This window comes from Desulfurobacterium sp. (genome assembly GCF_027028515.1).
Lineage (GTDB): Bacteria > Aquificota > Aquificia > Desulfurobacteriales > Desulfurobacteriaceae > Desulfurobacterium_A.
The window spans coordinates 1-17906 of sequence record NZ_JALVIW010000004.1 but is presented as its reverse complement, the minus strand read 5'-3'; the positions used below and the strand labels follow the sequence as shown (position 1 = coordinate 17906).

Below are 17906 nucleotides of genomic sequence, written 5' to 3'. Positions count from 1 at the left end.
TTTGATTATCTTCTGCACGATGTTCAGTCCCATCGCTCCTCTCCTTGTCTGGTATATTTTTAGAAAAGTGTTTCTATCTCAAGCATCACGTCAATTATGTAAAAATTTTGTAAAAAAATCAAGGGAAGTTACCAATTCAAATCACAAAAGCATTAAATTAGCTTCAAGCAAATTTGGAGGTTTTACAATGGTTATTGTTGCCCTCGACTTCCCCGACAAAGGGACTGCGATTGAAACAGTTGATAAACTTAAAGGAAAAATTAGAACATTCAAAGTTGGCCTTGAACTATTTTTAAGAGGGGGATTCAGCGTTGTGAAAGAAATCCACAGCAGAGGATGCGGCGTTTTCCTCGACTTAAAGTTTCACGACATTCCCAATACCGTGTGCGGTGCAGCAAAAGTAGCAATAGAAAACGAAGTTTTCATGTACAACGTTCACACCCTCGGAGGATTTGAATTTTTAAAAAAGGTGGCAGACTTTAACAGGGAATATGCCGAAAAGATGGGGGTAAAAAGACCTCTGCTGATTGGCGTTACCATTTTAACCAGCATGGATGAAAATGATCTAAAAACAATAGGGGTAGAGGGAGATGTCGAAAGCGAAGTGCTGAGACTTGCCGAAATAGCAAAGAAGGCGGGACTTGACGGTGTTGTATGTTCCCCGAAAGAGATAAAACTCATAAAAGAAAACTTCGGAGAAGGTTTTATAACAGTAACACCCGGCATCAGACCGGAATGGGCGGCAAAAAATGACCAGAAGAGAATCATGATACCTTCTCAGGCGAAACGTGCCGGAACGGATTTCATTGTCGTTGGAAGACCGATAACGGCAGCAGAAAACATGGAAGAAGCGGCAGAAAGGATACTTAAAGAGATTGAAACGGTATAATTAAAAAAATAGTATAAGAGGAAAGAGATGAAAACACTTAAACATCACATGCCAACAAAAGTAATATTTGGAAGAAAAACGTTTCTAAAGCTGAAGGACGAATGTGAAAGTGCCGGGCTTGATACTTCAAAAGTAGCCGTAATATGTGGAAAATCAGCCCTGCGCAATGGCTATGCCGACTTTGTGAAAAAGCAGTTTGAAAACGTTGAAATATTTAACGATGTAATGCCTGACCCATCGGTGGAACTTGCAAAAGAACTCACAGAAAAGGTAAAAGACTTCAATCCTTCCCTCATTGTGGCAATTGGAGGGGGAAGTGCCATTGATCTTGCAAAGGTTATTTCCGGTCTCTTAAACAATGAAGGAGATGTGGAAGAATTTATCGGAGTACCTGAGTGCTTTAAAAAGCCAGCCGTTCCCCTCGTTGCCGTACCAACAACAAGTGGTTCGGGCTCAGAAATAACACCATACGCCGTACTGACAAACAAAAAAGAGTGGAAAAAAGCGCCTCTTATAAGCAGCTATCTTTTTCCTGTAATCGCAATTGATGATCCCGAACTTACAGTGACCATGCCGTCCTACGTAACGGCAAACACGGGTATAGACGCACTTACCCACTGTATAGAAGCTTTAGTTTCCAAAAGAGCAACCCCAATATCAAAACTCTATTCTCTTGAAGGTATTAAGCTAATAACAAAATATCTACCGCGTGCTTTTGGAAATCCAAGAGACATAGAAGCGAGAGAAAAAGTTATGCTCGGAAGCATGCTCGGTGGAATGGCGATAACGGATGCGGGGGCAGGACTTGTCCACACATTGGCGCACATCCTTGGTGTCATGTATGACATACCCCACGGACTTGCAAACGCCATATTCCTCTCACCAGTCCTTGAATTCTACGGACTTTCCGCAAAAGATGAACTTCTATCTATTGGCAGAGCTATGGGAATAGAAAGCAGTAACATTTATGAAATCGTGAAAAAGATAGAAGATTTCCTGAGATTTTTGGGTAAACCAGAAACACTCAGACCGCTCGGTGTAAGTGAAGACGACATAAGCAGTTTCGTATCGCTTGCAATAGCAAAGAAAATCTTAATGGCAAACCTCCCCAGGATACCGTCAGAAAAGGACATCCGTATTATTCTTGAAAAATTGCTTAAAAGCAGTTGACACCTATAAGGAATAATCCTATATTTTCTGCTACGCAAGACAGTTGCGGGAGTGGCGGAATCGGCAGACGCGCTGTCTTGAGGGGGCAGTGCCCTTACGGGCGTGCGGGTTCAAATCCCGCCTCCCGCACCATTTCAATATTTTTTCAATATTTTTCTCCCAAACTTAGTGCATTTTCCTTATTTCAGTTATTCTGTAGTTCTTCTATGATGAGAAAGAAAGATAGCAAATATCCTTATAGAATTAACCAATCTTAAGTATTAAAAAGTATTCTCCTCTTTTCTAAATTTCCGAACTTCCTTTATACTTCCTTTATGCAGTATAGCAATTTAAACAATAGAAAAAGTGAATAATAAAATTTCAATATTTATTAACTCGAAGTCATAACTTAAATTCAACTACATAAAAGTGCCTTGCCTCCCACCCTCAATGCCTGTGCTATATTGTGCCTGTCAGAGTAAACGAGGTTAAGGGAATGGATAAAGTTAAGAAAATGCAGATACAAACAACACTTATTTTGAGAGATACCAGAACTATGTTTTTAAATGCTAAGACCTTAGAAGAAGCTGTTGAGATATTCCGCAAAACTTTCCCTTCTTCAAGGACGTATTGGACCCACATTAGAAGACATGCTATTCCAGAAAGAGTGAAAAAAGAACTTGGAACAACTAACTGGAAAAAAGCCAGGGCGCTATCCCGGAAGCTAATGGGCTATCAAAAAGAATATACACTAAAATTCCTTCAAACTTTGGCTCACGTTGATAAAGTAGCTCTATTAATTTCTCCTAAGGCGGAGTTCAACAGAATTGTTATATACAGCTCCAAGAATAGGTTGGCTATTTTCTTAGAACCAACAGGTGAAGTAGTCACCGCTCATGAATTGGATATATTTAAGAACTGGGGAGAGTGGAAACATAACAGGCTTTATGAAAAAGGAGAGCTTATAGAGGAGATACTGCTCAATGAGGACATACAGAGAGAGAGTAGAGAAATACGAAGACTTCTTGAAAGGCTGGGTAGAGGAAGTTGAGCCTGAAAACCGGCTTAGTGTTTTAGCAGATCTTGAGGATTTTTGGTATTTTAGAGTAAAACTTGACGGAGAAGAAGTAAGGGCCATTGACAAAAAATACTTACCTAAGATTTATGCCCGCATAGCAGAAAAGCAGCCTGAACTGCTTGACTATTTTTTGGACCTAATGAAACGCCTCGGCATTGACCTTACTATTTTTCAAGAATGTCCTGTTCAATCGCCACAGTAAACAGCATCTACTCCCGGCCAAGCCCAATTTCAAAGGGAATAAAAGAAGCCGGGAGCGTATATGGATATCCTGCCTATCCCTCCGGAAGTAGAAATAACCAAAGAATACATGGATCCTGTAATCGCCGTAACGTTTGAAAACGGCGTTGAACAGGTTCGCCAGCGCTGGAGCAGACCGAAAATCCTATTCAGGCTCAGCTTCTCCGCCCTATCTCAGGAGGAAAAAGAACAGCTTGAAGAATTTTTCTCCTCATGCTTTAGCCATCATAAGCACTTTAATTATAGCTACAGCAAAAGAAATCTACGACCTTAACCATCCAAATCACACACCGGATTTCATGGACATCTTCATGACACTTCTTGGCTGCTTAACTATTTTGATTGCAAAGTGATATATCACGTGATATATCACGTTTCTGGACACCATTCACGGAAAAACGGAACACCCTTTTTTATAAAACTCTAATATTTATTGAAAGACTTTAGATTTCGGAAGAGTGATATGTAATTACATGTAATGATATGTTGTTCCATTTCTTTTTGTTTTTGTAGATACGTTGTTCCATTTGTTTTTGTAGTATCTAAATAAAAAATGGCTCCCCGGGCCGGCCTCGAACCAGCGACCTGGTGGTTAACAGCCACCCGCTCTACCCGCTGAGCTACCGGGGAACCTTGACGGTGAATAATATAGGCATTTCCTTCTCCGGTGTCAATAATCAACACCGACATTTTTACAAATTTTTAGACGAAGACTGTCATACTACTGAAACATTATCTATAATTCAGGTATCTGACTCTCTGATGTAGAATAGTTATTGGAGGTTTTAAATGGCTCTACTTGCCCCTTCCATCCTCTCGGCAGATTTTGCAAACCTGGAAAGAGACATTAAAAAGGCTGTGCAGGCAGGCGCAGACGTCATTCATGTTGATGTGATGGACGGCCGTTTTGTTCCAAACATCACCATAGGCCCCTGCGTTGTAGAATCCATAAGAAAAGTCACTGATAAGCCCCTTGACGTTCATCTTATGATAGTAGAGCCCGAAAAGTACGTGAAAGCCTTCGCCGATGCCGGCGCTGACTGGATATCTGTTCACTTTGAAACTTCGATTCACCTCCATAGAACTGTATCAATGATAAAAGAATTGGATAAAAAAGCAGGCGTTGTTATAAATCCTGCAACTCCGGTGGAATTTCTAACAGACATCCTGCCCTTTGTTGATTTTGTTCTCGTAATGTCTGTAAACCCGGGATTTGGCGGTCAAAAGTTCATTCCACAAACACTTGAAAAGGTTAAAAAGCTAAAAAAGTGGAAAAAGGAAAAAGACTTAAAATTTCTAATAGAGATAGACGGCGGCGTAAAGCTTGATAACGTTTCCGAAATAATCGCCGCCGGCGTTGAAGTTGCAGTTGCAGGTTCAGCCGTGTTTAAAGGTAATATAGAAGAAAATGTAAAGAAATTTAAACAATTAATCGGATAGATGGAGGTATCAATGAATCAGGTAAAACTGATTACAGGAAACGCAAACCCAGAACTTGCAAAAGCCGTTGCAGGACACCTTGGAATTCCTCTTGCCAATGTCACCGTAGGAAGGTTCAGCGACGGCGAAATTCAGGTTGTGCTTAACGAGAGCGTCAGAGACGACGATGTTTTTATCATCCAACCTCTGTGCAGTCCTTCCAATGATTACATAATGGAACTACTTCTGCTTGCAGACGCGCTCAAGAGAGCCTCTGCAGGAAGAATAACAGCCGTAATTCCTTATTTTGCCTACGGAAGACAGGATAGAAAAGTTAATCCAAGAGATCCTATCTCCGCACGTTTACTTGCAGATATTATCAGTGTTGCCGGCGTTAACCACATAGTTGTTGTTGACCTTCACGCAAAGCAGGTAGAAGGCTTTTTTGACCTGCCTGTTGATCACCTCGAAGCAAGACCGGTTCTTGCAGACTACTTCTTAAGACTTGGCTTTGATGAAGAAGATACAGTTATCGTGTCACCTGACATTGGTGGCGTTGCCAGGGCAAGAAACTTTGCAAAGGTATTTAACGCACCGATTGCAATAATAGACAAAAGAAGACCTAAACCAAACGTTGCAGAGGTTGTGAACATCATAGGTGAAGTTGAAGGAAAGAAGGCAATTATCATTGATGACATCATAGATACTGCCGGAACAATCGTCAACGCCGCAAAGGCAATAAAAGAAAGGGGCGCTACTGAAGTTTACGCAACATGTACACATCCCGTATTTTCAGGACCTGCCGTTGAAAGGCTGTCAAAAGCTGTTAAAGAAGGTGTCCTGAAAGAGGTTGTTGTTACAGACACCATTCCTCTTGGCGATAAAGCATTTGAAGGTGCAAAGGTTCTCTCTATATCAGGCATGCTTGCAGAAGCAATAAGAAGAATTCACTTTGGTGAATCAGTCAGCAAAATGTTCAACTTCTAACAAAAAAGGCGGGCTTAAAAGCCCGCCTTCCACAAATAAAAATCAAATTCTTACTGATAGAGTGATGCCATTTCAGGGTAGAGCGGGTGCTTCCCGCAAATTTCAATAACTTCTTCTCTAACCTTTGCTATCACAGCATCGTCATTGATGTTCTTAAGAACAGTTGCAATTAGCTGAGCAATTCTTCTTGCTTCCTGTTCTTTAATACCTCTTGTCGTTACGGCAGGAGTACCTATCCTTATACCACTTGTAACAAATGGACTTCTTGTATCAAAAGGAATTGTATTTTTGTTAACCGTAATGTTAGCCTTTCCAAGAGCAGCTTCTGCCTCTTTTCCTGTAATACCTTTATCTGTAAGGTCAACAAGCATAAGATGGTTATCTGTTCCGCCGGATACGATTCTGAACCCTTCCTTCTGAAGTTCCTCAGCCATAGCTTTTGCGTTAAGAACAACCTGTTCCTGATAAGCCTTAAATTCCGGTGTCATCGCTTCTTTGAAAGCAACGGCCTTAGCAGCTATGACGTGCATGAGAGGACCACCCTGAAGTCCCGGGAACACAGCCTTGTCTATCTCCTTACCAAACTCTGCCTTACACATTGTAACGCCACCGCGGGGTCCTCTGAGTGTCTTGTGTGTTGTCGTTGTAACGAAGTGGCAGGCTTCCATCGGTGAAGGATGAAGTCCGGTAACGACAAGACCGGCAATGTGAGCTATGTCAGCCATGAGATAAGCACCAATCTCGTCAGCGATCTCTCTAAATTTATCAAAGTCTATAATTCTCGGATACGCAGAAGCACCGCAGATTATAAGTTTTGGCTTATGTTCTCTTGCAAGCTGGGCAACCTGGTCAAAGTCTATCGTTTCAGTGTCTTTCCTGACACCGTACTGAACAACCTTAAAGTACTTACCTGTCATGTTTACAGGTGAACCGTGAGAAAGGTGTCCACCGTGAGAAAGGTTCATTGAGAGAATCGTATCGCCCGGCTTTAGAACGGCAAGGTAAACAGCTTGATTCGCCTGAGAACCGGAATGGGGCTGAACGTTTACGTGCTCGGCACCGAAAAGTTTTTTACACCTTTCAATTGCAAGCTTCTCAACGATATCTACACATTCACATCCACCGTAGTATCTTTTTCCCGGAAGTCCTTCAGCATACTTGTTTGTAAGAACTGAACCTTGAGCTTCCATAACAGCTTCACTTGTGAAGTTTTCAGAAGCAATGAGCTCAAGATGTTCATTCTGACGCCTGTACTCACACTTAAGCGCCTCAAAAACTTCCGGGTCAAACTCTCTAACTTTTCCTCTCATCTATCTCCTCCTGAAAATTATTTTTCCTGCTCAGAGATGAATGTTTTCTCTATCTCTGCTATCTTTCTTATTCGCCTTTCGTGTCTTCCGCCGTCAAACGGTGTTTCAAGCCACGTTTTAACTATTGATTTTGCAAGTTCATCACCTATAACTCTTCCCCCAAGGGCAAGCACATTTGCATTGTTATGCCTTCTTGACATTTCAGCAGCAAATATGTTGTAGCAAAGCGCCGCTCTAATTCCGGGAACCTTGTTTGCAGCAATAGAAATACCAATACCCGTACCGCATATAAAGATCCCTCTATCGGTCTCACCATTTATTATACTTTTTGCAGCTTTTAAGGCATAATCCGGATAATCAACAGAGTCTTCCGAAAACGTGCCAAAGTCAACGTACTCAATACCAAGTTCATCAAGATACCTCTTTATAACTTCCTTCAACCTGAACCCGCCGTGGTCACTTGCAAGGGCTATCTTCATAACGCCTCCGGTAGTAATTTTAAGAGAGGATAAAATTATATAAAATCACAACTGTTGCAACGAGAAAACTTCCGAGGTGAGTATGAAGAAAAAAGCGGCAGTAATATTAATAGCACCGTTAATTTCCGGTTGTATCACACTGGTAGGGCCAGAGGGCTCACCAGAAATTAAGGCTCCAATAACTGCTAAAACTATAAAGAAATCCACTCTTGTTAAAGGATGCCAGTCCATTTACAGAGTAAACGGGAAAAGCTACTGCGTACTTAAACACAGTAAAGGCTTTGAACAGATAGGTATAGCCTCGTGGTACGGACCAAACTTTCACGGCAGGAAAACGGCAAGCGGCGAAATCTACAACATGTACAAGATGACCGCTGCTCACAAAACACTCCCCCTCGGAACGTACGTTAAGGTAATAAACCTTGAAAACGGAAAAACAGCCATAGTAAAGATAAATGATAGAGGACCTTTCGTCCCCGGACGGATAATAGACTTATCTTTCGCAGCCGCTGAAAAGTTAGGCATCTTAGGTAAAGGCACGGCGAAGGTGAAAATAATTGCCCTTGGAAGAAAAGAAGACCACCACTACGTAACGGAAAACTACCAAAAAGGCAACTTCTTCGTCCAGCTTGCTGCATTCAAAGAGTATTCAAACGCCAAAGCTTTCATGGATAAAGTAAAAAAATCGGGAATAAAGGCAGACATCGTAATGGCTTACGGACTATACAGGGTTGTTGTTGGCCCGGAACTTACATACGTTAAAGCACAGGAGAAAAAGGAAGAAATCAGGAAACTATTCCCGGACGCCTTTATCCTTACAATAGATTAGGAGTAAAAGATGAAATTGCTTAAAAACGTTGAGATAAAAGAATTTCCCAAAACGTATGATGCAGTGGTAATAGGAAGCGGTGCAGCAGGGCTCTTCTGCGCTACAAAATTGTCCCAGGTAGGTTTAAATGTCTGCATACTTACAAAAGATACTGCAGACACATGTTCAACAAAGTTAGCACAGGGTGGTATAGCTGTGGCACTGCCGCCGGACGATTCTCCTCTTCTCCACTACGAAGATACGCTAAAAGCCGGAGCAGGCCTTGTTGATAGACGAACCGCCTTAATTTTAGTAGAAGAGGGCGTAAAACGGGTAATAGACCTGATAAGAATGGGGGCCACTTTTGAAACGGACGAAAGAGGACTTTTAAAGTTCACAAAAGAAGCAGCCCACTCTGTTTCAAGAATCGTTTATTACAGGGATAAAACCGGCGAAGAAGTTGAAAGGGCGCTTCTTGACAGCTACAGAGGAGATATCATTGAATACGCAACTGTAAAAGAGCTGATAGTGAAAAACAACAGATGCTACGGTGTCATATTTGAAAAAAACGGTAAATACTACGCCATACATGCACCTGTAACCGCCATAGCAACAGGAGGCGCAGCCGGACTTTATGAAAAGAACACAAATCCCGAAACATCAACAGGCGACGGAATAGCAATGGCTCTCCGCTACGGCGCCGTCCTGAGAGACCTTGAGTTTGTGCAGTTCCATCCAACGGCATTCTGCGAAGACGGAACCTGCTTTCTCATATCGGAATCGGTAAGGGGCGAAGGAGCAATAATAGTTGATTCTTACGGCAGAAGATTCATGGGAGACTACCATCCGCTCTGGGAGCTGGCTCCAAGAGACGTGGTAACAAGAGCTATCGAAAATCAGAAAAAAATAACAGGCGGAAAGGTTTTCCTTGACTTCAGGCCCATAAAGGAAAAGGGAATAAACATCAAGGAGCGTTTTCCAACTATAACCGAAAAACTGAAAGAAGTCGGATACGATCCCGAAAAGGATCTTATTCCCATAACACCTGTTGCTCACTATTATATTGGCGGTATCAACGTTGACACCTTCGGCAGAACAAACATTACAGGACTGTTTGCCATAGGGGAAGCTTCCTGCACAGGCGTTCACGGTGCAAACAGGCTTGCCAGCAATTCTCTCCTTGAATGTATTGTATTCGGCGAAAGAACAGCTTATGGAATGTACAGAGATCTAAGATTCCTGTCCCTTGACTTTGAAAAGATACCCTTTAACGTTCCACCTCTTGTAAGAAAAACTACAGATGAAACCTTTACAATGAAGGACCTTAAACAGGCATTGTGGAAGTATGCCGGCATCATAAGAGATGGAGGTGGACTGACAAAAGCAATAGAACTGTTTAGAAGAATGATACGTTCAAATTCATCTTACGAGGTTAAAAACGGAGCTATACTGGCACTTGGCATAGCTATAAGCGCCATGAGAAGAGAAGAAAGCAGAGGCGGCCACTACAGGAGTGACTTCCCTTACGAAAGGGAAGATATGAGATTTCACAGCACGTTCACATTTCAGGATCTGATTAACTCTGTTTAAAGGAGGAAACAGTGCTTCTTAAAAGGATAAAAGGAACAGTTTTTGGAGGGGCAATAGGAGATGCCCTTGGAACGCTTACAGAAGAGATGGACAGAGAAACCGTAAAGAAAAATTACGGAGGTGCCATCACAGACTTTGTAGAACCTTCCCCTTCATCTGTATGTCCATTTTTAAAAAAGGGACAGTACTCTCACGAAACACAGATGTTCCTCATAGCTCTCGAGATGTACGCCGAAAAGGGAAAGATAGACGAGGAGTTCTACGTTGAAAAACTTATAGAATGGGTAAAAGATGAAAAAAATCACCGATATCCTGCAGGTGGCCACATTAACGCTGCCCTCGCTTACAAAAGCGGCGCTCTGCCAGATGATGCAAGAGTGAAAGGAACAGAGATTGACGGAGCCCTTCCTGCAGTTGCAGCAGGACTTTTTAGATGGGACAACAGCGAAGAGGCATACCAGGAGGGAAGCCACCTTGCTTCCATCGTTTATAAAGACGACATACTGATTGATACGGCCGGGCTAATAGCAGTTGCAGTATCAACCATCACAGGAGAAAGAATATTTCTTGAGATGGAAGAGGGAAAACTGCACTTTTTAGAACTCCTGCACTCTTTCTCTCAGGTTGAAATCGTAAAATCCTACATAGACATGGTGATAACGACAGTAAAAGAGAACATTGATGAATTAGACGAACTTATTTTAAGGTTTGGAAACGGAAACTTTGTCCTTGAACCGTTTGCCCTTTCCCTCTACATATTCCTGAAGTGGGGAAAAGACTTTAGAAAAAGCCTCTTGAGAGCCGTTAACGCCTACGGAGAATTTGGAGGCGACACCGACGCAATCGGATTTCTTACCGGCGCCCTTTCGGGATGCTACAATGGAATAGATGCAATACCGAAAGATTGGCTAAGAAACATAGAAAACGCCGGATATCTCAAACTGATATCTGAAAAAATTTTCGAGAAGATTAAAAATGAATAAATTATTCAAAATTGCAAAAGAGGAATGGATCTTTTTCGTGGCTCTAACAGCCACTGTTCTGTCTTCACTCTTTTTTAAAATACTACCGAAACTCACAATTAGAGATTTTAAAATACTTGTCATTCTGTTCAACTTTCTTGTAATTACAAAAGGCCTTGAGAAAAGCCGTTTATTTGTAAAAGTTGCATCCTTTTTTGAAAAAGGAAATCCATTTCTGAAGCTCACAATTCTGTCCGGTGGGCTATCTATGTTCGTAACAAACGACGTGGCACTTTTTACGGTTGTTCCCCTCACTTTATCTCTCTCCATACCTGAAGAAAAAATAATGCTGCTTGTTATATTGGAAGCCCTGTCTGTTAACGGAGCATCTGCTCTAACCCCGTTCGGCAACCCTCAAAACATTTTCATTTATTACTACTACCACTTACATCCTGCAGTCTTTATGGGGGCAATCCTTCCGTTTTTCATTTTCTCTTTTTCAATCATAGTAGGACTTGCGCTCTTTTTTGGCAGAAAGAACATTAACATAACAGAGAGAGAGCACGAAGAAGAAATAAACAGAACGAAAGCTATCGTATATAGTGCCTTCTTTATCATATTCATCGGCGTAATATTTCACATCTTCCCTGTAGAAGTAAGCATAATTCCGCCTCTTTACGCCCTAATCAAAGACAAAAACATACTCAAAGAGGTTGATTATTTTCTGCTGCTTACATTTTTAGCTTTCTTCGGTTTTACATCAAACATTAGTTCAATACTAAAATTTTCCCTTATGAATCCCCAAAGAACACTGATTTACAGTGCCTTTTTAAGCCAGATAATAAGCAACGTACCGGCCGCACTACTGCTTGCCAAATTTACGAAACTGTGGAAAAGCCTTTTAATAGGTGTTAATATAGGTGGATTTGGAACGCTTGTAGGTTCACTTGCAAATCTAATAGCTTTCAAATTATTTAAAAATAAGTTTGATAATTTAGCGGGAAAATACCTCTTAATATTCCACCTGGCCAGCTTTTTTCTGTTTTTCGCATCTCTAACCTTTTCACTGATAATAATGTGAAGGTTTGTAAAAGGCGAAGTGATTAACACTTCGCCCTTTTATTCCAATTTTCAATGGTGCTTTTTCTTCCTCTTTTCAAGTCTGTCAAGTGCTTCAAGGAAAGCAAGAGCTGAAGCTCTAACTATATCGGGGTCAACACCTCTACCACTAACGCTCATTCCTTCAAACTCTATCGTAAGGAAAACTTCAGCAAGAGCGTCTGTTCCAGATGTCAAAGCCCTTATCTTGAAATCTTTAAGCTGAATCTCATCACCTATGTTAAGGGCATTTTTAATCGCCTTGTAAGTAGCATCAACAGGACCGTTACCGACTGCAAGTCCTAACTTTTCGCCGTGAGGCGTATCTATCTTAACGGTAGCCGAAGGAATAATACCCTCACCACTCACGGCCTGATTGTAAAGAAGTTTGTAATTTTTGTCCCTTGCTCCTTCCTCAAGACCTTCAACAATAAGCTCAATATCAATATCAAATATCTCTTTCTTCCTGGAGGCAAGCTCTTTAAACCTCTTGAATGCTTCTTTTAATTTCTCCTCTGAGAGCTCTATGCCCATTTCTTCAAGCTTCTTCCTGAATGCATGACTTCCTGAATGCTTACCGAGAACGATTTTAGATTCTTTAAGTCCGATATCTTCAGGTTTCATGATCTCATAGGTCTCTCTCTTTGCAAGAACGCCGTGTTGATGAATCCCGGATTCGTGAGCAAAAGCGTTGTCACCAACGATAGGCTTTGTTCTTGAAATGATAATTCCTGTAAGCCTGCTTACAAGCTGAGATGTTCTATAAATTTGTGTAGTATCTATGTCCGTATAAACAGGAAATTGGTCCTTTCTAACTTTTATAGCCATTACAATCTCTTCCATTGCAGCGTTACCGGCTCTTTCACCAATGCCGTTTATCGTACATTCAACCTGCCTTGCACCTGCCTTAACTGCAAGTAGAGAGTTAGCAGTGGCAAGTCCCAAATCGTTATGGCAGTGAACACTTATTATGGCTTTGTCTATATTCTTAACATTCTCCTTTATGGCGAGGATTCTATCGTGCCACTCATCCGGAATAGCATATCCCACAGTATCAGGAATGTTAACAACTTTTGCCCCCGCTTCTATAACAGCCTCAAGAACTTCATAGAGGTAAGAAAGTTCCGTTCTTACGGCATCTTCAGGTGAAAATTCAACTTCAGCTCTTCCTTCACTTATGTCAATAATCATCTTGACAGCGTCAACAGCACGCTTTAAAACCTCTTCTCTTGTCATTCTCAACTTATACTTAAGGTGAATGTCCGATGTTGCTATAAATGTGTGAATTCTCGGTCTTGCAGCACTTTTAAGCGCATCCCACGCAGCTTTTATATCTGCTTCAACGGCCCTTGCAAGAGAACAGACTGTTGAATTTTTCACTTCTTCAGCTATCCTTTTAATAGCTTCAAAATCGGCAGGCGAACTTATCGCAAATCCAGCCTCTATTATGTCAACGCCAAGCCTTTCAAGTTGCTTTGCTATTTGAACTTTTTCGTCAACCGTCAGGTTAACACCAGGGGTTTGTTCACCATCCCGAAGAGTAGTATCAAATATGTAAAGTTTTTCCCGTTCCACGACCGCCTCCTGTAGTTGTAATCAGTTATCGTTTAATATTATAGTTTACAGGTATCTTTTTCAAGGAACATAAGTTAAGGTGATAGAATAAAACACAATTTATCTATGTAAGGAGGCAGTTAACCGGTGGAAGCACAGGAAACAATTTTAAAAGCTTTGATAGAGGGAAACAGCAACTGGGTTAATTCCCGCGATAAATCCTACTTTGAACCGTTTATAGAGTGCCAGCATCCGGTAATAACAATGGTAAACTGCTCAGACGCAAGAGTCCACGCAACAATATTTTTCGAAGATCCAACAGACAAAATTTTCCTCATAACAAACATCGGCAATCAGATTGCACCATCAAGAGGTTCAATAGATTTTGGCATCTACAACCTGAAAACACCTATCCTTCTGATATTGGGACATACCCACTGCGGTGCCGTAAAGGCAGCATTAAGCAACTATTCAGACGAACCGATAAACATTAAAAACACCCTTGACCATCTCCACATACCTCTTTCAACGGTGAAAAGAAGCGATAACTTTAAAAAGATGTGGCTTGAAGGTGTTGAAAAAAACGTTGACTACCAGGTATCAGAAGCCATGAAAATGTACGGTCACATCGTAGAAAGTGGAAAGTTAACAATCATAGGTGCCGTTTATGACTTTACAAACGCATACGGAAAAGGCTCTGGCAGGGTGATTATAAGAAATATCAACGGCGAAAACGACAGAAACCACATCAAAAATCATCCAATACTTAAAAACCTACCAGAAAAGATAAAAGAAAAAGCTTTCCTGTGAACATTATACAGAGATGTTTATTCTGCCTGAAAGTTTTAACCTTACGGTCTCTATCTGACTTTTATCAGGCGGTCTTTCCAATCTGTAAGAGACAGCAACGGGAACAAACCCTGCAGAAAGCAGCTTATTCTTTAACTGTTCATCAAGAAGCTTAAGTTTATTTAAAATCCTCTCATCCTCTGTTAAAAAGTCAACAGAAACTTCATTATTTATAACAAAAAGAGAGACAAATACAGAGATGCCTTTCCTGTTAATTTCAATCTCCACCTTAACCCCGTCTTCCTCTTTTTCAAAGTAAACATCTATGTCAGTATCTTTAATTTTGATAGGGAAAAGAACGACATCTCCGACAGGCAGAAAGTAAAAAGCCATAATGGCAAGAAGTAGCTTTTTATAATCTTCTTCTGAAAGTTTTCCCCGTGAAGAAGCGACAAGCTCTTTAGCGGCGGCAATCAATTTAAAAATCGTTTCGGATGAAAAGAGAGAAGAGAGAAAGTTTGCAAAAAACTTATCATCAAAAGTCCCGGCATTCCAGACTTCAGGGTAGTGTTTCTTTAAATATATAGAAACGATTTTTTCAAACGAATCGGCATCAAGAAAAGGTAGAAGCGATTTCAGAATGAACTTCTGCGCCCACTCAGGATCAATCTCTACAAGCTTTAGCTCAAGCTTCGGCGACAAGGACTTTATGATAAAAGTAAGAATCTGCCCCGGTTCAAACTCTTCATCAACGTCAACCTCAGCAACAATTACTCTGTTTCCAACTAAAATCTTTGCCTTTCCATCTTCCGTATATCCGAGAAATTTCAGTTTTAATTTTTTTCCTTTTAACTCATCGGTAGAATCACCCTTCCTCTCTCCCTGAATGACAGAAGAGAGAAGCTTCTCCATATCTCTCCGTGAAAAATCCTGAAGCTTTGCTGGAAGATTCCTGCTTATTGCTTCAGCAGGGATAATACCTTCTATTTTTCTTATCTCTATAACAGCCCCCTATCCAAACAGTTCAGTTGAAAGGTAACGCTCGCCGGTATCAGGAAAAACTGTAACAACAGGTGTTTTAAGCTTCCCATCTTTAAAGGCTTTTAAAACAGCGGCGATATTTGCACCGGAAGAGATACCGGCAAGTATTCCAAACTCTCCGGCAAGTTTTTCACAGTAATACTTTGCCTCATCAAAAGTTACAGTGATAGGGAAAGAAACAACAGACATATCAAGTGTTTCAGGAATAAAACCGGCACCTATTCCCTGAATCTTATGGATGCCGGGTTTGCTTCCGGATATAACAGCGGATTCTTCAGGTTCTACCGCAACAATAACGGCATCAGGATTTACCTCTTTAAACTTTCTGCCAACACCCGTTAACGTGCCGCCTGTTCCGACTCCGGCTACAAAAGAACCGGGAATCTCTCCAAGCTGTTCCAGTATCTCAACAGCAGTACCTTCGTAGTGAGCTTTTATATTTGCAGGATTTTTAAACTGCCGGGCAGGAAAGTATAAATCGGGATTTTCAGATATTCGCCTTTCAACCTCTCCAATAGCACCGGGGATTCCAAGAGAAGCAGGCGTTAAAATAAGTTCAGCACCGTAAGCCTTCAGTATCTTCTTTCTTTCCTCACTCATGTTTTCCGGCATAACAATCGTGCAGCCGTAACCTTTTGCAGCACAGACAAGGGCAAGACCTATTCCCGTGTTTCCGCTTGTAGCCTCTATTACTCTCTTTCCCTTCTTTAAAAGCCCTCTTTTCTCTGCATCCTCAACGATAGAAAGGGCAACTCTGTCCTTTATACTGCCGCCGGGATTAAACATTTCAAGTTTTGCGTAAAAGGTCACACCTTCAACGGTAAGTTCAAAAAGAGGCGTATTTCCAATAAGTTCAAGGATACTTCTTGACAATATACCCATCAATTAAACCCTCTATCTGCAAAATTTTTCTGCCTTTTACAGCTTCTTCTTTTATTATTTTATCAAGAATTTCATCTTTTACGACTGTAAATCCGTTTACGTGCTTTGAAGCCTTGCGAAAGTGGAAATCTTTAAGGGAAAATCCCTCAGCAAGTTGATTGTAAAAAGAGAGCGGTAAACATTTATGAACGCCGTTTACATCTTTAATTCTTTTTAAATTAGCAGCAACGGATTCTCTCGCAATCCTTAACTTTGCCTGTCTGGTAAGATTCCGTCTTATAACCTCCTCAAGGGAATCGGTGCACGTGAGAAAATCACACAACAGCTTTGTAAGTTCGTTGATTCTGTCTGAAACCGGAAGTACTGAACCTCTGTAAGCAATTTTTCTGTGAACAGCCCCACGGTAAATTTCAGCGGTAGCACCTTTTAACCGCTCACCGTGATCAACAATACCTCCAAAAACAAGGACAGTATCTTCATCAACATCGTCCCGCGTCAGCGTCTCATCAGCATTCGGATCAAGGACGACAATGCGCTTTTTTAAAGGTTTAGAACAAATCTCAAACGGAACATCCGGCGTAAAGAACTCTTTTAGATAAGGCACACAGTAGCCTTCCCTATCTATAAGATAAAAGTTCTCAGGCGTAAAGTAATCTTTAACAACGCCGAACATAATCTCAAGCTGATTAAAAAGACTCCTCTTCTCCTTATCAATCAATGAAGGGAAAAATCGCATGTCAACAGCAATGTCCGGATACGAAAAATCCTCTCTTGATATGATAGAAACACCTTTAAAACTACCACTTGACTTTAGAATAACTGCATCAGCTATAGCGCTACCAGTTGAAAAGAGCAGGTTTACACCACCAGCACTATCAAGAATTCTACCGGGAAGAATCTCACCAAATTCTTCCTTTCCAACAACCTTGAACCTGCCCGTAGCAACAAGGTAGGCAAGTCTGTTAAAAAGGTCGCCTCTTCCCGGCTTCCTCAAGTATTTGACATTCTCAATACCTGCACGTTTTAAGCGCTCCGCAAAAATCTCCTTTGCTCTCTTGAAAATCATCTCTCTCCTTCTTATGCTTCCTGTTTTCCTTAAATTTAAAGCCAGCACTCATAAATGCTAAAATGAGAAAAAAATAGCGAGAGGTTGCAGGTGAAAGGAATAGCTGATGTAAAAGGCTTTTTATGTGGAACTGGAAAGGGCAACATAAAGAACACTCTCAAACCATCAAATAAAAAAGATATTCTGGTGATAGTTTCCGAAAAACCGGCAACGGCAGCGGCGGTCTTTACAACAAATGATGTTAAGGCTGCACCGGTTAAACTGTCTCAAAAATTGGTTAAAGCCTATGAAAAAGTTTGCGGTATCGTTGCAAACAGCGGAAATGCAAATGCCTGCACTGGCGAAAGGGGAATGAAAGACGCTGAAACAATGGCAAAAATCTGCCAGAACCTTACGGGAAAATCACCATTTTTAGTCGCATCAACAGGTGTAATAGGCGAATTTCTACCAATGGACAGAATGGAAAAAGGGATAGAAGAAGCGGTAGAAAACTTGGGAAAGGCAACCTCTAAAGAGGCTGCCCAGGCTATAATGACAACCGATACGTTCCCGAAAACCGCTTTTT

General features: G+C 41.2%; 19 protein-coding genes and 2 tRNA genes. 14 read left to right on the top strand and 7 right to left on the bottom strand.

Annotated features, from left to right (window positions below; translation table 11 throughout):
- The 6 genes from pyrF to MV676_RS00325 all read left to right on the top strand — a co-directional run.
- The coding region (pyrF, locus tag MV676_RS00350) for an orotidine-5'-phosphate decarboxylase (protein ID WP_297444254.1) at nucleotides 1–889 on the top strand (889 nt) is incomplete at its 5' end.
- A gap of 27 nt (nucleotides 890–916) precedes the next feature.
- Complete coding sequence (locus MV676_RS00345; RefSeq protein ID WP_297444253.1) at nucleotides 917–2059, top strand: iron-containing alcohol dehydrogenase; 1143 nt, start codon at nucleotides 917–919, stop codon at nucleotides 2057–2059.
- A gap of 45 nt (nucleotides 2060–2104) precedes the next feature.
- Nucleotides 2105–2191 (top strand) — tRNA-Leu (locus MV676_RS00340).
- A 343-nt stretch (nucleotides 2192–2534) separates the two neighbouring features.
- Entirely contained in the window at nucleotides 2535–3089 is a 555-nt protein-coding gene (locus tag MV676_RS00335) for a hypothetical protein (protein WP_297444252.1), read from the top strand.
- On the top strand, nucleotides 3064–3318 hold the full coding sequence (locus tag MV676_RS00330) for a hypothetical protein (RefSeq protein WP_297444251.1): 255 nt from the start codon (nucleotides 3064–3066) through the stop codon (nucleotides 3316–3318). The genes MV676_RS00335 and MV676_RS00330 overlap by 26 nt, the downstream gene beginning before the upstream one ends.
- A 232-nt stretch (nucleotides 3319–3550) precedes the next feature.
- Nucleotides 3551–3709, top strand: a complete 159-nt coding sequence (locus MV676_RS00325) for a hypothetical protein (protein WP_297444250.1) — start codon at nucleotides 3551–3553, stop codon at nucleotides 3707–3709.
- A 201-nt stretch (nucleotides 3710–3910) separates the two neighbouring features.
- On the opposite strand, the gene MV676_RS00320 is transcribed toward MV676_RS00325, so the two are convergent.
- Nucleotides 3911–3986 (bottom strand) — tRNA-Asn (locus MV676_RS00320).
- A gap of 159 nt (nucleotides 3987–4145) precedes the next feature.
- Between MV676_RS00320 and rpe the strand changes: the two genes are divergently transcribed.
- The gene (rpe, locus tag MV676_RS00315; RefSeq protein ID WP_297444249.1) at nucleotides 4146–4796 is read left to right on the top strand and encodes a ribulose-phosphate 3-epimerase; all 651 of its coding nucleotides are present in this window, start codon (nucleotides 4146–4148) and stop codon (nucleotides 4794–4796) included.
- A 12-nt stretch (nucleotides 4797–4808) separates the two neighbouring features.
- Nucleotides 4809–5762: a ribose-phosphate pyrophosphokinase gene (locus MV676_RS00310; protein ID WP_297444248.1), complete on the top strand. Its 954-nt coding sequence runs from the start codon at nucleotides 4809–4811 to the stop codon at nucleotides 5760–5762.
- Nucleotides 5763–5812: 50 nt separating this feature from the next.
- Here the strand turns inward: MV676_RS00310 and glyA are convergent, their stop codons facing one another.
- Nucleotides 5813–7072 (bottom strand): serine hydroxymethyltransferase, encoded by a 1260-nt coding sequence (gene glyA / locus MV676_RS00305; protein WP_297444247.1) that lies wholly within the window; start codon nucleotides 7070–7072, stop codon nucleotides 5813–5815.
- Between the two features lie 17 nt (nucleotides 7073–7089).
- The gene (gene rpiB / locus MV676_RS00300; RefSeq protein WP_022846998.1) at nucleotides 7090–7551 is read right to left on the bottom strand and encodes a ribose 5-phosphate isomerase B; all 462 of its coding nucleotides are present in this window, start codon (nucleotides 7549–7551) and stop codon (nucleotides 7090–7092) included.
- An 82-nt stretch (nucleotides 7552–7633) separates the two neighbouring features.
- On the opposite strand from rpiB, the gene MV676_RS00295 reads away from it, so the two are divergent.
- The 4 genes from MV676_RS00295 to MV676_RS00280 are packed head-to-tail and all read left to right on the top strand — an operon-like array spanning nucleotide 7634 to nucleotide 11992.
- On the top strand, nucleotides 7634–8380 hold the full coding sequence (locus MV676_RS00295) for a septal ring lytic transglycosylase RlpA family protein (RefSeq protein WP_297444246.1): 747 nt from the start codon (nucleotides 7634–7636) through the stop codon (nucleotides 8378–8380).
- A gap of 9 nt (nucleotides 8381–8389) precedes the next feature.
- A complete protein-coding gene (nadB, locus tag MV676_RS00290) occupies nucleotides 8390–9949 on the top strand; it encodes an L-aspartate oxidase (protein ID WP_297444245.1) in 1560 nt (519 codons plus the stop codon).
- 11 nt (nucleotides 9950–9960) lie between these two features.
- Nucleotides 9961–10932: an ADP-ribosylglycohydrolase family protein gene (locus MV676_RS00285; RefSeq protein ID WP_297444244.1), complete on the top strand. Its 972-nt coding sequence runs from the start codon at nucleotides 9961–9963 to the stop codon at nucleotides 10930–10932.
- Entirely contained in the window at nucleotides 10925–11992 is a 1068-nt protein-coding gene (locus MV676_RS00280; protein ID WP_297444243.1) for an SLC13 family permease, read from the top strand. Before MV676_RS00285 ends, MV676_RS00280 begins: the two co-directional genes overlap by 8 nt.
- A gap of 50 nt (nucleotides 11993–12042) precedes the next feature.
- On the opposite strand, the gene MV676_RS00275 is transcribed toward MV676_RS00280, so the two are convergent.
- Complete coding sequence (locus MV676_RS00275) at nucleotides 12043–13584, bottom strand: 2-isopropylmalate synthase (protein WP_297444242.1); 1542 nt, start codon at nucleotides 13582–13584, stop codon at nucleotides 12043–12045.
- Between the two features lie 126 nt (nucleotides 13585–13710).
- On the opposite strand from MV676_RS00275, the gene MV676_RS00270 reads away from it, so the two are divergent.
- Nucleotides 13711–14373: a carbonic anhydrase gene (locus tag MV676_RS00270; protein WP_297444241.1), complete on the top strand. Its 663-nt coding sequence runs from the start codon at nucleotides 13711–13713 to the stop codon at nucleotides 14371–14373.
- A 3-nt stretch (nucleotides 14374–14376) separates the two neighbouring features.
- Here the strand turns inward: MV676_RS00270 and MV676_RS00265 are convergent, their stop codons facing one another.
- The 3 genes from MV676_RS00265 to MV676_RS00255 all read right to left on the bottom strand — a co-directional run bounded on the left by MV676_RS00265 (nucleotide 14377) and on the right by MV676_RS00255 (nucleotide 17341).
- Nucleotides 14377–15264 carry a hypothetical protein gene (locus MV676_RS00265; RefSeq protein WP_297444240.1) on the bottom strand — a complete coding sequence of 296 codons (888 nt, stop codon included), beginning with the start codon at nucleotides 15262–15264 and terminating at the stop codon, nucleotides 14377–14379.
- Between the two features lie 99 nt (nucleotides 15265–15363).
- Entirely contained in the window at nucleotides 15364–16275 is a 912-nt protein-coding gene (gene cysK / locus MV676_RS00260) for a cysteine synthase A (protein WP_297444239.1), read from the bottom strand.
- Nucleotides 16247–17341: a tRNA (guanine-N1)-methyltransferase gene (locus MV676_RS00255; RefSeq protein ID WP_297444238.1), complete on the bottom strand. Its 1095-nt coding sequence runs from the start codon at nucleotides 17339–17341 to the stop codon at nucleotides 16247–16249. Before MV676_RS00255 ends, cysK begins: the two co-directional genes overlap by 29 nt.
- 90 nt (nucleotides 17342–17431) lie before the next feature.
- Between MV676_RS00255 and MV676_RS00250 the strand changes: the two genes are divergently transcribed.
- A partial coding sequence (locus MV676_RS00250) for a bifunctional ornithine acetyltransferase/N-acetylglutamate synthase (protein WP_297444237.1) occupies nucleotides 17432–17906 on the top strand: 475 nt, incomplete at its 3' end.

Coding starts and splice junctions, on each gene's coding strand:
- rpiB (WP_022846998.1), bottom strand. CDS start 7,551: ATGAAGATAGCCCTTGCAAGTGACCACGGCGGGTTCAGGTTGAAGGAA.
- MV676_RS00280 (WP_297444243.1), top strand. CDS start 10,925: ATGAATAAATTATTCAAAATTGCAAAAGAGGAATGGATCTTTTTCGTG.
- MV676_RS00345 (WP_297444253.1), top strand. CDS start 917: ATGAAAACACTTAAACATCACATGCCAACAAAAGTAATATTTGGAAGA.
- MV676_RS00265 (WP_297444240.1), bottom strand. CDS start 15,264: ATGGAGAAGCTTCTCTCTTCTGTCATTCAGGGAGAGAGGAAGGGTGAT.
- glyA (WP_297444247.1), bottom strand. CDS start 7,072: ATGAGAGGAAAAGTTAGAGAGTTTGACCCGGAAGTTTTTGAGGCGCTT.
- MV676_RS00295 (WP_297444246.1), top strand. CDS start 7,634: ATGAAGAAAAAAGCGGCAGTAATATTAATAGCACCGTTAATTTCCGGT.
- MV676_RS00335 (WP_297444252.1), top strand. CDS start 2,535: ATGGATAAAGTTAAGAAAATGCAGATACAAACAACACTTATTTTGAGA.
- MV676_RS00310 (WP_297444248.1), top strand. CDS start 4,809: ATGAATCAGGTAAAACTGATTACAGGAAACGCAAACCCAGAACTTGCA.
- nadB (WP_297444245.1), top strand. CDS start 8,390: ATGAAATTGCTTAAAAACGTTGAGATAAAAGAATTTCCCAAAACGTAT.
- rpe (WP_297444249.1), top strand. CDS start 4,146: ATGGCTCTACTTGCCCCTTCCATCCTCTCGGCAGATTTTGCAAACCTG.
- cysK (WP_297444239.1), bottom strand. CDS start 16,275: ATGGGTATATTGTCAAGAAGTATCCTTGAACTTATTGGAAATACGCCT.
- MV676_RS00255 (WP_297444238.1), bottom strand. CDS start 17,341: ATGATTTTCAAGAGAGCAAAGGAGATTTTTGCGGAGCGCTTAAAACGT.